Below are 12,747 nucleotides of genomic sequence, written 5' to 3'. Positions count from 1 at the left end.
AACGATCCGAGGACAACACCAGCTGCACAGCTTCCTCACGGAAAGCCGCATCATATTTTCTTCTAGGACCAGTCATTCTGAAGTCGATCTCCCATCAACCTGTCTCAGAAAACCATACGGCCGCAGTCTGGCTGAAGGGCACGGGATGTGAGAGAGGGTCTGGCTGAAGGGCGCGGGATGTGAGAGAGGGTGTGATCTGCGACGCATTTGACCAGTTGAGCGGATTACGTGACGCAAACGTTTCGTAATTATCCAGAGGCTAGGCTAGCCTTACTTAGGTTCGCATCACTTACTTAAGGAGTCCCGTGGCTTCCCTTCTCCCACGCCGCGCCCTGCTCAAGACAGCAGGAACCGCGACGGCCGCTCTGGCCGCCGTCGCTCTTACCCTCACCGGCTGCTCCACTGGTCCGGCAACGTCCACTCCGGCAACTGAGCAGGCAGCATCCTCAGCTTTCCCCGTGACCATCAAAAACGTCTTCGGCGAGACCACCATCAAGGAACAGCCCAAGCGCGTAGTCACCGTTTCGTGGGTCAATGATGACGTCGCGATCGCCCTGGGTGTTGTCCCGGTTGGTGTTCCGAAGAACGAGTGGGGCAATAACGACAAGGGCTCCACCCCTTGGAAGGACGCAGCACTGGAGAAGCTCGGCGCCGGCTTTGGCACCGACAAGGCCCCGGTCCAGTTCTCCGAGGCAGATGGCATCAACTTCACCGAGATCGCCAAGCTCAATCCGGACGTCATCCTGGCCGCCTACTCCGGCCTGGAAGAAGCTGACTACAAGAAGCTCAGCGAAATCGCTCCCGTGGTGGCCCAGCCGGAGCTCGCCTACGGCACGCCTTGGCAGGAAAGCACCACCCTGATCGGCAAGGCACTGGGCAAAGAATCCGAAGCCAAGAAGCTGGTAGAAGACACCGAATCCACCGTCAAGGAGAAGGTCGCCAAGTTCCCGCAGATTAAGGACAAGACCTTCATCTACGGCAACCTCGAGCCTGCCAAGGGTGACGGCGCCAACGTATACACCGCAATCGACAACCGCCCCCGCTTCCTCTCCGAAATCGGCATGAAGCTGGCCCCCGTGGTCACTGAGAACACCAAGAGCAACACGGAATTCTTCATCCCGTGGTCTGCTGAAAAGGCCAACGAGCTCGAATCTGACGTTTTCGTCACCTGGGTTCCGGACGCGACCACAGCCGACGCCATCAAGGCTGACCCGCTGCTGGGCCAGATCCCTGCCATCAAGAAGGGTGCCCTGGTTGCTGATTCGGACCAGACCTTGACGCTCTCCATCTCCGCTTCATCGCCGCTGAGCCTGCCGTGGGCATTGGACACGTTCCTCCCGCAGTTGGGTAAAGCAGCAGACGCAGCAGGCAAGTAACTGCAATGAAACTGAGTACGACGACGACACTCCGGGGGCGGGGCGGTGGCACTTTGGTGTCGGCCGGCCCGGGAGGCATCACCCCCGATCCCGCGAAAACCGGCAGGGGAGCCGGCACCCGTGGGACAGCGGACAAGCGCACTGCACTCACGCGCACCGCTTGGCTGCTGGTGGCCGTCGTCGTACTCGCAGCAGTATCCGCCGCATCCTTGGCGATCGGCGCGCGCGGAGTTCCCCTCTCCACGGTGTGGGAAGCCCTCACTAACTTCAATGCGGCGGACGGCAACCACGCCGTGGTCATCGCCCGGATCCCCCGCACGGTCCTGGGTCTCCTGGCCGGTGCCGCGCTGGGCCTGGCAGGCGCGGCCATGCAGGGCGTGGCCCGCAACCCGTTGGCAGATCCAGGCATCCTGGGCCTCAACGCCGGAGCGGCGCTGGCGGTGGTCATCGGGATTTACGTCTTTGGCGTTGGCTCCCTGACCGGATACATCTGGTTCGCCTTCATTGGGGCCGCAGGGGCCGCCGTCGTGGTGTACGCCATTGCTTCCCGCGGACGGGACGGTGCCACCCCGGTCAAACTCGCGCTTGCGGGCGCTGCCCTCAGCGCCGGTCTTTTCTCCCTGCTGAATGTGATCCTGGTATCGAGCCAGGACACGTTTGACCGTTTCCGCTTCTGGCAAGTGGGCAGCATCGGCGGCCGCGACTGGTCCGTGCTTCTGCCCGCACTCCCGTTCCTGGCAACCGGCGCCGTGATCATCCTGGCCGGCGGCCGCGTCCTTAACAGCTTGGCGCTGGGCGACGACATTGCCCGCGGGCTGGGCCAGAACGTCGGCCTCTCCCGTGGGATCACCGGCTTGGGGATCGTCCTGCTGTGTGGCTCGGCCACCGCGTTGGCGGGTCCCATTGGCTTCCTTGGCTTGGTCATTCCGCACGCTGTCCGTTTCCTAACCGGCCCCGACTACCGCTGGATTCTGCCGTTCTCCATGGTCTCAGCTCCCATTCTGCTGATTAGCGCGGACATTATTGGCCGCGTGATCCTCCTTCCGGGCGAGGTCCCCGCTGGAATTATGACGGCCCTGGTAGGAGCACCGGTGTTCATCTGGCTCATCCGCCGCGGCAAGGGGGCAGGACTGTGAGCACTACCAAAACCGTCCCCCAGTTGGCGCCTCACTTTGTGCCACTTCGGCGGCGGACACTGAACCCCACTTTCTGGTTAGGCTTCGCCGTCCTGGCCATGTTTGCCGTGTACGTGCTCCTGGGCAGTTACACCGTGACAATCCCGGATTTCTTCACTATCGTCATCAACCACCTGACCGGCGGCGAGAAAATCCCCGGGGCGAGCTTCATCGTGATGGAGCACAAACTGCCCCGGGCAGTCGTTGGAACCATGATCGGCGTTGCCTTCGGCCTGGCCGGTGCACTGTTCCAAACCATGCTCCGGAACCCCCTGGCGAGCCCGGACATCATTGGCATCAGCTACGGTGCCAGTGCTGCGGCAGTGACGGCGATCGTGATATTTGGTGCCTCGGGTGCCGTGGTTTCCGGGGCCGCGTTGGGCGGTGCCTTGGGTGTTGCCGCCATTATTTACATGATTTCCCGCGGAACAGGTTCCGGTGCAGGCGGAGGTAGCCGCGGCAACGCTGCCGGCAACCGTCTCATCCTGGCGGGCGTTGGCATCGCCGCTGCCCTGCACGCAGTGGTCAACTTCCTCATGACCCGCGCCGATATCCGCACCGCAGCGGATGCCCTGATCTGGCTCAACGGTTCCCTCAATTCGGCCACGTGGGACCGTGCAGGCGTGCTGTTGGTCTCCCTGCTGGTCCTGATACCAGCCGTTATTGCCCTCGCGGGGCCTTTGCGCATCCTCGAATTGGGGGATGACACCGCCGCGGGCCTTGGCATCAAGGTTAACGCCGCCCGGCTGGGACTGGTGCTAACCGCCGTCGGACTTGCCGCCGTCGCAACTGCCGCCGCCGGTCCGGTCGCCTTCGTCGCTTTCCTCGCCGGACCCATCGCCCGGCGCATCGTCCGCAAACCCAGCCTCCCGGCGTCGGCCCTCACCGGTGCGCTGATCGTGCTCCTGGCCGACTTCTTCGCCTCCAACATTGCACCCGTCATCCTTGACGGGACCGTCCTCCCGGTCGGCGTCGTCACCGGCGCCCTCGGTGCCCCCTTCCTGTTGTGGCTGCTGGTCACGTCGAACCGAAAGGAGGCCTGAGATGGCCGTCCTTAATGCCCAGGACCTTACGCTGCAATACGAGCAGCGCAAAGTGGTGGAGGGCCTGTCCACCGAAATCCCCGAGGGTAAAGTGACCATGATCGTGGGCGCCAACGCCTGCGGAAAGTCCACTTTGCTCCGCGGCCTTTCGCGCCTGCTGAAGCCGGCCGGTGGTGCCGTCACGCTGGACGGCAAGAATATCCACAGCCGCCCCGCCAAGGAACTTGCCCGGACCCTCGGCCTGCTGCCCCAGCACCCCACCGCCCCGGACGGCATTACCGTCCGCGACCTGGTGGGCCGGGGCCGGTACCCGCACCAAGGCTTCTTCCGGAGTTGGAGCGAGTCCGACGACGCCGCGGTGCAGCGTGCGCTGGACGCCACGGACACGCTGGAGCTTGCTGAGCGGGACATCGATGAACTCTCCGGCGGGCAGCGTCAGCGCGTGTGGATCGCCATGGCCCTGGCCCAGGAAACCGACGTTCTGCTGCTGGACGAGCCCACCACCTACCTGGACCTGGCGCACCAGGTTGAGGTCCTGGACCTGATCACCGACCTCAACCGCAGCCGCGGCACCACCGTGGCGATCGTGCTGCACGATCTCAACCTTGCTGCACGCTACGCGGACCACGTCATCGCCATGAAAGGCGGGTGCATCGTGGCCGAAGGCGCCGCCACTGCAGTGGTCACGGAGGAACTTGTGTTCAACGTTTTCGGCTTGGAATCCCGGGTGGTCCCGGACCCCATTTCAGGCACACCGCTGATCGTCCCCATCGGACGCCACCACGCACGTACCGCTTCAACCAACGAACTGGAGATCGCATCATGAGTGCACAACCGACCCAGGCCAAAGCAAGCGCCGCAGTGGAACCCATGACCCTCGCCTTCGATGTCACTGTGACCGCGGTGCAGGAGCTCAGCCCCAACTTCCGCAGGATTACTTTCGGCGGATACTGCCTGCGGGACTTTGGAGTGGCCGGTGACACCCTGGACCTGCGCGTGAAGCTGATGATTCCTTCCATCGACGACGCCGGCCGGATCATCCCCTTGCCCACCTTCACCATGGAGGAGGCCGGCTGGTACCAGGAGTGGCTTGCCATGGACCCGGCCGTCCGCGGCAGCATGCGCACCTACACCGTGCGCTCCGAACGCCTGGATGCCGTGTACCCGGAAATAGACATCGACTTTGTGATGCACTTCGACGACGCCGGTAATGGTGGACCGGCAGCTAACTGGGCCGCTGCCGCGAAGCCCGGCGATGCCCTCACCATCATTGGGCCCAACAACAGGGCCGCCCAGTGCACCACCGCCGGAGCTTACGGCGGCATCGAGTGGCGGCCGGGCCTAGCGCAGCGGATTCTCCTTGCGGGCGATGAAACTGCCGTGCCCGCCATCAGCGCCATTCTTGAGAGCCTGCCGGCTGACATGACCGGGCACGCATTCCTGGAAGTACCCTCGGCTGCTGATTTCCAGGACATCTCCACCGCCGCGGACATCCAGATCACCTGGCTGGCACGCGGGGCTGCCATTGGCCGCTCCCGCCCGCACGGTGAACTGCTCAAAGAGGCTGTTGCCAAGGCCGTTCCCGTGCCCGGCTGGGTGGGCATCAAAGGCACCGAAACCGCCGCCGGTCCCGAGCCGGAAGACGTCAACGTGGATCAGGAAATCCTCTGGGAAACCCCGCAGCGCATGGACACTGCAGCCATCGAAGCCAGCAAGAACCCCACGCTGCCGGCCGGCGCCCTGCCCTTCTACGCCTGGATCGCCGGCGAAGCATTCGTGATCAAGGAGATGCGCCGCTACCTGGTGCGGGACGTTGGTATCGACCGCAAGCAGGTTGCCTTCATGGGCTACTGGCGGCGAGGCAAGGCGGAGGGCTAAGCCCCTGCGTTAGCCCGCCGCAGTTGGACGGCTCGGGTGGCGGCCATCCTCGGCGTGCTGCTCCTTCGTCGCTTTGACGCACGCTGCCGGATGCCCGCCACCCGGCCTTCCGACGCTCTCTCACTTCCCTCGTGCTTGGGGCGAACGCTCTCTCACTTCCCGTTGGCTTGTTCACTTTGGGTTGGTCCGGGTGTTACCCGGGGCGGGTAGGGTCGCTGGGGTGCGGGAGGAACTCGGGGACCGAAGTGATGTTCGACGGCGGTTTGTCGCAATTGGGGATTCCTTCACCGAAGGCGTGGGGGACCCCAGCAAGGTCCTGCCTAACGGGGTCCGCGGATGGGCGGACAGGGTTGCCGAGAAGTTGGCCAAGGCCGAGCCGGGGTGGGAGTACGCCAACCTGGCCGTTCGCAGTAAAAGACTCCGGCACATCATTGATGAACAACTCGAGCCGGCCCTCGCTATGGAGCCGACGCTCATCACGCTGTATGCCGGCGGCAACGACCTCCTCGACTTCGGCACCGATATGGATGCCCTCCTCAATGATTACGAGTGGCTTGTCGCGCGCCTGAGCGAAACCGGGGCCACTCTGGTCCTGTTCACCGGCTTCGATGTGAAGGTCTCGGCCGTCTTGGAGCCCTTCAAGAAACGCAACACCTTGTACAACGAAAGAGTCCGCCACATTGCCCGCAAATATGAGGCCGTCCTGGTGGATTATTGGTGCTTCGATGCCTTCAAGGACAAACGGATGTGGGCTCCTGACCGCCTGCACATGTCTAAAGCCGGGCACAAGTACTTAGCCGCGCAGGTCCTCAATCACTTGAATGTGCCCCACAAGATCAGGCCAAAGGAATGGGAACCACCGTCGCGGGTGACGCTCCGGGAGTGGGAACGAGCCCAACGCCGCTGGGTCAACGATTGGGTGGTTCCGTTGTTCGGGCGGAAACTGCGGGGCGTGACTTTGGGTGATTCCACACAGGCCCGGTGGCCGGAGCCCGTCAAGGTTCCCCGCAAGGGCGGTCTTAGGAAGCTGGTTGAAAGCAAGGCGCAGGATGTGAGAGAGCGCCCGGCTGGGGAGGGTGAGATGTGAGAGAGCGTCCGGAAAGCTCTAGCTGTCCAGCAGATTCTCGTAACCCTCGGCCACACTGGTAGCCGTGAATTCAATGATCTCGAACTCCGCCACGCCATTGCTGTAGAACGGGTCCTTGGCCAGCGAAGCATCCAACGTGGCCCGGTCCACTTTGGACAGCAGCACCCCTCCCGTGGCAGGGACGCGACGTCCGGACGCAAGGAAGATGCCGCCGTCGAACGCGTCCTTAAGCCAGGCCATGTGGCATGGGCGGTGGAAGTCGACAATTTCGTCGGGAACTTTATAGGTCAATGAGACGACAAACATGCCGCCAGCCTATCGCCTGAGCAGGGGCGGCGACCTAGGAATCAGCGAATTCTCATAAGATGGAGGCATGACTCAACCCCGCTGGCTGAATGCCGACGAACGCCGTGCTTGGCTGGCCCTGCTGAGCATCAACACCTTGCTCCCCTCGGCGTTGGACACCCAGCTTCAGTCGGCAGGCAAACTGTCCTTGTTCGACTACAACGTGCTCGCGATGCTCTCCGAGACCGAGGGCCGGTACCTGCCTATGAGTGAGCTCGCTGCGCGGACCAGTGCTTCCCTGTCACGGCTTTCGCACGTCGTCACCAAGCTGCAGAAACGAGGCTGGGTGGAACGGCAGGCGCACCCCGGCGACGCCCGTGTGACCGTTGCTCACCTGACGGACGCCGGTATGTCCACCATCGTGTCCCTCGCCCCGGGGCATGTTGAATCGGTGCGGACGCTGATGCTCGATTCGCTCAGCCCCGACGACGTCGCGGATCTTGCCCGCATCGGTGAGAAAATCGTGGCCCGCTTGGACAACAACCACTGGATCCTCCGTGACTCGTAACCCCCTTTACGGGTGCTTTGTGGCCTCGGGCGCCGAAGTGGCAGACTGACGGCATGGATTTTTCTGCCCGTTATGTTGCCCTGGGGGACTCGTTTACTGAGGGCGTCGGAGACGACGATCCCACCCGCCCCAACGGTGTTCGCGGCTGGGCCGACGTCGTCGCCGGGCAGCTGGCACACAGCAACGCCGACTTCGGCTACGCCAACCTGGCGATCCGCGGCCGGAAGCTGCGCCAGATCATGGCCGAGCAGGTTGACGCAGCCGTAGCCATGAACCCCACCTTGGTAACGCTGTACGCGGGGGCTAACGACATCCTGCGGCCCAAGATCGATATTGACTCACTTTTGGACGAGTACGACGCCGGCATTGCCAAGTTGAGCGCGTCCGGCGCCACCGTGGTCCTCTTCACGGGCTTTGACGCCAAGGGATCCAAAGTTTTCAGCGCCATGCGCGGGCGGACTGCCATCTACAACGAGCTGGTGCGGGAAATCGCGGACAACCACGGTGCGTTGCTGGTGGACTACTGGCGTTTTGATGAGTACAACGATTGGCGCCTCTGGGGTGAGGACAGGATGCACATGTCCTCGGCCGGACACGTCAACATGGCCAAACGGGTCCTGGATGTCCTGGAACACGAGCACGCGGTGGAGGTGCCGGAACTTGCCCCGATCCGCCTGGCCAACCGCGTGGAAACCCTCAAGGCCAATGCGCGCTGGGTGAAGGAATCGGCTGCACCGTGGGTATCACGGAGGCTCCGTGGAGTTTCCTCCGGTGATGGACTCAGCCCCAAGTACGCGGAACTGATCAAGCCCCTTTAGGCGCGGAAGCCTGGTGTTGCCAGCAACGACCCGTCGCGCTGGACCGCCAGGACATCCACGCCCCACTGCTCCACCGCGTGATCCAACGCCCGGGTGCCGCCAGCAACAATCGCTGTTGCCAGCACGTCCGCTGTGACGATCTCCGTCGCCGCGACCGATACCTGGATGAATTCCGGGCGATCCGAGCCGGCTGTCCAGATATGCTCTCCGCGCTCGGCGGACCCCGAAGTAGCAAGGGCCCGGTTGGCCGCCAGCGGGTATGCGCCAAGCAGTGACTGACGATCCCCGGGGTCCACGATGCCGGCCAACCAGGGACCCGCTGCCGCCTTGGTTTCCGGTGATCCGCTGACCAGTACGTCCCCGCCGGCATTTATGCACCAGTCATGATGCCCCAAAGCCCGGAGGGACAGCGCGGCTTCGCGGACCGCGTGCGCTTTGACGATTCCCGCAAGATCGATCCTGCCGTCCGGGCGCTCTGCCGTGAAAGCCCCATCAGTGGCCAATCGCCACTCCGAGGCCTCTGTGTACAGGTCGCGGAGAGACTCGGATGCATAAGCCAGAGCCAGCTCGCCGCTGTTGATTCTGTTTGCTTCGGACCCGGACCGGTAGAGGCTGAACGTCAGGTCGAGGCTGGCAAAGATCCCTTCCAGGACCTCGACGGCGGACTCCAGCTCGTCCACGGCGGTATCAGGTGCGGAGGTGCTCGCCACCGTCAGGCTCACCACGGTGCCCATGCTGTGGAAGGTCCGCGCACGGAGCTGCGGGCGGCTAGAAGTTTGCTGCATCGAGGGCCGCCTGGAGGGAGGTGAGGTAGGCGTCGCTGGTGATGGTTGCGCCGCCTACCGTTTGGACATTGGCCGATTGTGCCTGGAGGACTTCAGACCGCAATACGGGGGCCGCGCGACTGCTGATCTGGGCGGACTTTCGTTCCGCGTCGGTCAGCTGCAGTGGGGTGATCTCGGTGATTTTGCCGGCTTGGATGGTGACCCGGACCTGCACGGAACCGTAGCGGGTCTGGACGGTGGAGCCGTCGTACGTTGCCGCCGTCGTACTTCCCGTCCCTGTGCTGCCGGTGCTGCCTGAGTTGCCGGTACTGCCGGTGTCAGAAGAGCCGGTGCTGCCGTTGGACCCGCTGCTGCCTGTCCCGGAACCTTCGCTCGCGGCGGATCCGGCGCCGCCGCTGGTTGTGTTGCTGCTGAGGCTGGTGGTGATCGCCGTGCCCGTCTCGGCCACGTGCGATCCCGATTGCCACCCCGCCAGCAGGATGCCTGCCGATGCAACGGCTGTTGCCAAAGCTGCCCGTATTCTCACCAGTCGAACCTTTCGTAGTGGAGTTGCTGTGCGGGGACGCCTGCCAGTTCGACGTCCCGGATGACGGACGCAGCCCAGGGGGACGGCCCGCAGACATAAACATCGGCGTCCGCGATGCCCCGAACGTAGGAATGGAGTCCAAAACCGGCCTGGACTGCGTCCTGGGGAAGCCAGGCGTGATCGCCCTGCGAACGTGGGCCCAGAAGGTGGAACAGGGTGACGCCCCGGGCTTTGCAGAGGGCCATGATCTCCTGGCCCAGGAACAACTCCGAGTCTTGGTGGCCACGGAGCAGAACGGTTGCTTCGCCGGGCTGGAACGGTGTTGTTTCGAGCAACGAGCGCAGGGGAGTAATCCCAATGCCGGCACCGATCATCACCACCTTGTTCCGGGTCCTGGCGGCCGTGCTGAACATGCCGTAGGGTCCTTCGATTGCCACTTTGGTGCCGGGCCTGATGTGCGCCAGCTTGGCCGTGCCTTTGCCAAGGGTGCGCACGGTGATGCGGAGTTTGCCGGGCTGATTGCCCCTCCCTGGAATGGGCTCTGCCGACAGGCTGAACGGGTGGGTCTGCCACCAGTGCCCGGGGGCCAGGAACCTCCAGAAGAAGAACCGGCCGCCGGCCCCGGACAAGCGCTCCAGATTTCTTCCGGTCATTTCGATGCTGAAGACATCCGCCGAAACACGGACCACCCTGCTCACCGTGAGCTGGTGCTTGAAACTGGCGGCAATGGGTTGGTAGATCCGGAACCAAAGCAGTGCCGCGCCGGTTCCCACACAGAGCAACAACCAGTACCAGCGCTGCCACGTGCCCTCCGCAAACAGGCCGCCCACACTGAATTGGTGCGGGATGGCAGTCCCCACTGCGGCGTAGGTGAGCAGGTGGACTGCGTACCAGAATTCGTAGGGGAACTTGCGGCGGACCGCCACCAGGGACGTCACCACCACGGCAAAGAACAGGGCCATGGAGACGAAAGCCAGCCACATATCCGGAACATTCACCCACAACGAGATTGATTCACTGACAGGATCCAGTCCTTCTGCGGCGCCGTACCCGATAGCCAGCAGCACGCCGTGGGCAAGCAGAAGATAGAGCGCCGGCTTGCCCAACCATTTGTGGACTTCCAGGGCGCGGTCATGGCCGATGGTGTTGTCAATGAACGGGATCCGGGCTGCCAGAAGCAGCATCAGCAAAACCACATCCATGCCGATCAGTCCTGCAATGATTCCCAGCGCCGTCATGGTTCCGGCGAAGGAGGAGAACCCGCTGATACCGCCATCGGCCAGCCACAGCGCCACCGCCGCCACGGGTGACAACCACGCAAGGAAACCCAGGACGTCGGTCCGGGCCAGCCGCCGTCGTGCCTGTCTGTGGAAACGCTCGACGGCGGCGGGTCGCTTGCGTTTCGCCCCTTCCGGGGCGCTATTCGCCGGTGCGTCGGAGGTGAGTAGCGAGGTCATGAATCAAGACTCGCCACGATTCCTTTCATTCTGCTGTGAAAGGGCTGACGGGGGCTTATGATTCCTGATTGGTCTTAATTTGGCCTGACCCGTAGAATAGTTAGGCGCTAGGTAGTGCGGATCGTGTGCAATTGCTCCGGTTGGTGGTGAAGGTCAGTCTCACTGACGTCCCGTTGGCCGGTAGTTAGGGGCTCAAGTTGCGTGCATTCCTGTATTCGCCCGGTATCCCAGGTTCTGATCCAGTGGTTTCCACTGCCCGGACCTGAGGCCAACCCTCTTCGCCGCAGTTGCTGCGGAAACTACCGAAATGGTTTGGAACGGATGCGGACGCTGCCTGTCGCACGGTAACGCAGGAACATCTGCACGCCGTTACATTCAATCTTTGGAGGAGAGTCATGGCAGCACACTGCCAAGTGACCGGAGCCGAGCCGGGCTTTGGACACAGCATTTCGCACTCGCACCGTCGCAACAAGCGTAGGTTCGACCCGAACATTCAGAAGAAGCGCTACTGGGTTCCGTCCCTGCGCCGTAATGTCACGCTGACCCTGTCAGCACGTGGCATCAAGACCATCGACGTACGCGGCATCGACTCAGTCGTTGCTGACATCCTGGCACGAGGAGTAAAGCTCTAATGGCAAAGGACAAGGACGTACGTCCGATCATCAAGCTGAAGTCCACTGCGGGCACCGGTTACACCTACGTAACCCGCAAGAACCGTCGTAACGATCCTGACCGCCTGGTCTTGAAGAAGTACGACCCCAAGATCCGCCAGCACGTCGAATTCCGAGAGGAGCGCTAAACACATGGCAAAGAAGTCCAAGATTGCTCGCAACGAGCAGCGCAAGGTCATTGTTGAGCGTTACGCTGCCAAGCGTCTCGAACTGAAGAAGACCCTGGTTGACCCCAACGCGACTGACGAAGCACGCGAAGCTGCACGCCTCGGCCTGCAGAAGCTGCCCCGCAACGCCTCCCCGATCCGTCTGCGTAACCGCGACCAGATCGACGGCCGTCCCCGTGGCACGCTCCAGAAGTTCGGTATCTCCCGTGTTCGCTTCCGCGACATGGCTCACCGTGGTGAGCTCCCGGGCATCACCAAGTCTTCCTGGTAATCACGAAGCTCTGAAAGGGTCGGCAACCGTTATGGTTGCCGGCCCTTTTGCGTTTAAGCGTGCTTACTTGCCCCCTTCCGTCGCTCTCTCAGGTCCCTCGGGTTTGGGACCGACGCTCTCTCACGTCCCGCGGGTTTGCGCTGACGTTCGACGGCGATGGTCATCGTGCGCTCAGGGTCTTGCGGCTGGTGGTGGCTGGGTTGTGTGATGGGCTTCACTAAGGTTGTTTTTCTCGGGTTTATGTTGGTTTGGGGCCTTGATGAGCGAGTTCGGCCCGTGTTTTCGGGGTTTTGGGTTCGATATGGGGGCGATTTGTACCGAGGCCCGTGGGCGTGTAATGTCTTCTGAGTCGCCGCGAGTGAGACAGCCTGGAGCTGAGAACCGCGGAGGCCGATCCCCTTGATAACAGCCTGGAAATGGCTCGCTTTTGAGCGTGCCATCGTCGGGTGGGGCCGAAGATTGGATCGAAAATCGCGGAAACGCTGATTTGCGAAGATCTGATTGATCGGGTAAGTTTGAAAAGTTGCTCCGGAGCGATCCAGTTGAGGCTGGTGGTACTGCTCTGGGATAGTGACCTGTTGTTTGAGAACTCAATAGTGTGCCAAGTTTGTTGATACCGATTGTTTTATTGATTGGTTGA

Annotated in this window: 15 protein-coding genes; 11 read left to right on the top strand and 4 right to left on the bottom strand. The window is 62.7% G+C overall.

Annotated features, from left to right (window positions below):
- Positions 1–305 precede the first annotated feature (305 nt).
- From HAV21_RS21950 to HAV21_RS21925, 6 genes are all read left to right on the top strand, one after another.
- Complete coding sequence (locus HAV21_RS21950) at positions 306–1,376, top strand: iron-siderophore ABC transporter substrate-binding protein (protein ID WP_166843161.1); 1,071 nt, start codon at positions 306–308, stop codon at positions 1,374–1,376.
- Between the two features lie 5 nt (positions 1,377–1,381).
- Positions 1,382–2,512 carry an iron chelate uptake ABC transporter family permease subunit gene (locus HAV21_RS21945; RefSeq protein WP_166843160.1) on the top strand — a complete coding sequence of 377 codons (1,131 nt, stop codon included), beginning with the start codon at positions 1,382–1,384 and terminating at the stop codon, positions 2,510–2,512.
- A 98-nt stretch (positions 2,513–2,610) separates the two neighbouring features.
- A complete protein-coding gene (locus HAV21_RS21940; RefSeq protein ID WP_142937678.1) occupies positions 2,611–3,594 on the top strand; it encodes an iron chelate uptake ABC transporter family permease subunit in 984 nt (327 codons plus the stop codon).
- Between the two features lies 1 nt (position 3,595).
- Positions 3,596–4,420, top strand: a complete 825-nt coding sequence (locus HAV21_RS21935) for an ABC transporter ATP-binding protein (protein WP_142937669.1) — start codon at positions 3,596–3,598, stop codon at positions 4,418–4,420.
- The gene (locus HAV21_RS21930; RefSeq protein WP_142937670.1) at positions 4,417–5,472 is read left to right on the top strand and encodes a siderophore-interacting protein; all 1,056 of its coding nucleotides are present in this window, start codon (positions 4,417–4,419) and stop codon (positions 5,470–5,472) included. Before HAV21_RS21935 ends, HAV21_RS21930 begins: the two co-directional genes overlap by 4 nt.
- Before the next feature lie 220 nt (positions 5,473–5,692).
- Positions 5,693–6,559: an SGNH/GDSL hydrolase family protein gene (locus HAV21_RS21925; RefSeq protein WP_166843159.1), complete on the top strand. Its 867-nt coding sequence runs from the start codon at positions 5,693–5,695 to the stop codon at positions 6,557–6,559.
- A gap of 18 nt (positions 6,560–6,577) precedes the next feature.
- On the opposite strand, the gene HAV21_RS21920 is transcribed toward HAV21_RS21925, so the two are convergent.
- A complete protein-coding gene (locus HAV21_RS21920) occupies positions 6,578–6,865 on the bottom strand; it encodes a YciI family protein (protein ID WP_166843158.1) in 288 nt (95 codons plus the stop codon).
- Between the two features lie 67 nt (positions 6,866–6,932).
- Here HAV21_RS21920 and HAV21_RS21915 point away from each other — a divergent pair, with 67 nt between their 5' ends.
- Together HAV21_RS21915 and HAV21_RS21910 are read left to right on the top strand one after the other, a co-directional pair.
- The gene (locus HAV21_RS21915) at positions 6,933–7,412 is read left to right on the top strand and encodes a MarR family transcriptional regulator (protein ID WP_017198795.1); all 480 of its coding nucleotides are present in this window, start codon (positions 6,933–6,935) and stop codon (positions 7,410–7,412) included.
- A gap of 53 nt (positions 7,413–7,465) precedes the next feature.
- On the top strand, positions 7,466–8,230 hold the full coding sequence (locus HAV21_RS21910; protein ID WP_166843157.1) for an SGNH/GDSL hydrolase family protein: 765 nt from the start codon (positions 7,466–7,468) through the stop codon (positions 8,228–8,230).
- Here HAV21_RS21910 and HAV21_RS21905 read toward each other — a convergent pair.
- From HAV21_RS21905 to HAV21_RS21895, 3 genes are read right to left on the bottom strand one after another with little or no spacing between them, the layout of a single operon-like run.
- Complete coding sequence (locus HAV21_RS21905) at positions 8,227–9,015, bottom strand: FAD:protein FMN transferase (RefSeq protein WP_243753427.1); 789 nt, start codon at positions 9,013–9,015, stop codon at positions 8,227–8,229. The genes HAV21_RS21910 and HAV21_RS21905 overlap by 4 nt on opposite strands.
- The gene (locus HAV21_RS21900) at positions 8,999–9,541 is read right to left on the bottom strand and encodes an FMN-binding protein (RefSeq protein ID WP_166843156.1); all 543 of its coding nucleotides are present in this window, start codon (positions 9,539–9,541) and stop codon (positions 8,999–9,001) included. Before HAV21_RS21900 ends, HAV21_RS21905 begins: the two co-directional genes overlap by 17 nt.
- Entirely contained in the window at positions 9,538–10,998 is a 1,461-nt protein-coding gene (locus HAV21_RS21895) for a ferredoxin reductase family protein (RefSeq protein WP_166843155.1), read from the bottom strand. Before HAV21_RS21895 ends, HAV21_RS21900 begins: the two co-directional genes overlap by 4 nt.
- Positions 10,999–11,393: 395 nt before the next feature.
- Between HAV21_RS21895 and rpmB the strand changes: the two genes are divergently transcribed.
- The 3 genes from rpmB to rpsN are packed head-to-tail and all read left to right on the top strand — an operon-like array spanning position 11,394 to position 12,107.
- Positions 11,394–11,630, top strand: coding sequence for a 50S ribosomal protein L28 (rpmB, locus tag HAV21_RS21890; RefSeq protein ID WP_011776361.1), 237 nt, complete (start codon positions 11,394–11,396; stop codon positions 11,628–11,630).
- A complete protein-coding gene (rpmG, locus tag HAV21_RS21885; RefSeq protein WP_003798558.1) occupies positions 11,630–11,797 on the top strand; it encodes a 50S ribosomal protein L33 in 168 nt (55 codons plus the stop codon). The genes rpmB and rpmG overlap by 1 nt, the downstream gene beginning before the upstream one ends.
- Positions 11,798–11,801: 4 nt before the next feature.
- A complete protein-coding gene (rpsN, locus tag HAV21_RS21880) occupies positions 11,802–12,107 on the top strand; it encodes a 30S ribosomal protein S14 (RefSeq protein ID WP_011776360.1) in 306 nt (101 codons plus the stop codon).
- Positions 12,108–12,747 lie beyond the last annotated feature (640 nt).

The sequence above is a fragment of the Paenarthrobacter sp. MSM-2-10-13 genome (genome assembly GCF_011605365.1).
In the GTDB taxonomy this organism is placed as follows: domain Bacteria; phylum Actinomycetota; class Actinomycetes; order Actinomycetales; family Micrococcaceae; genus Arthrobacter.
This window is presented reverse-complemented; position numbering and strand designations above follow the sequence as displayed.

Coding starts and splice junctions, on each gene's coding strand:
- HAV21_RS21895 (WP_166843155.1), bottom strand. CDS start 10,998: ATGACCTCGCTACTCACCTCCGACGCACCGGCGAATAGCGCCCCGGAA.
- HAV21_RS21940 (WP_142937678.1), top strand. CDS start 2,611: ATGTTTGCCGTGTACGTGCTCCTGGGCAGTTACACCGTGACAATCCCG.
- rpsN (WP_011776360.1), top strand. CDS start 11,802: ATGGCAAAGAAGTCCAAGATTGCTCGCAACGAGCAGCGCAAGGTCATT.
- HAV21_RS21930 (WP_142937670.1), top strand. CDS start 4,417: ATGAGTGCACAACCGACCCAGGCCAAAGCAAGCGCCGCAGTGGAACCC.
- rpmG (WP_003798558.1), top strand. CDS start 11,630: ATGGCAAAGGACAAGGACGTACGTCCGATCATCAAGCTGAAGTCCACT.
- HAV21_RS21935 (WP_142937669.1), top strand. CDS start 3,596: ATGGCCGTCCTTAATGCCCAGGACCTTACGCTGCAATACGAGCAGCGC.
- HAV21_RS21905 (WP_243753427.1), bottom strand. CDS start 9,015: ATGCAGCAAACTTCTAGCCGCCCGCAGCTCCGTGCGCGGACCTTCCAC.
- HAV21_RS21915 (WP_017198795.1), top strand. CDS start 6,933: ATGACTCAACCCCGCTGGCTGAATGCCGACGAACGCCGTGCTTGGCTG.
- HAV21_RS21945 (WP_166843160.1), top strand. CDS start 1,382: ATGAAACTGAGTACGACGACGACACTCCGGGGGCGGGGCGGTGGCACT.
- HAV21_RS21910 (WP_166843157.1), top strand. CDS start 7,466: ATGGATTTTTCTGCCCGTTATGTTGCCCTGGGGGACTCGTTTACTGAG.
- rpmB (WP_011776361.1), top strand. CDS start 11,394: ATGGCAGCACACTGCCAAGTGACCGGAGCCGAGCCGGGCTTTGGACAC.
- HAV21_RS21920 (WP_166843158.1), bottom strand. CDS start 6,865: ATGTTTGTCGTCTCATTGACCTATAAAGTTCCCGACGAAATTGTCGAC.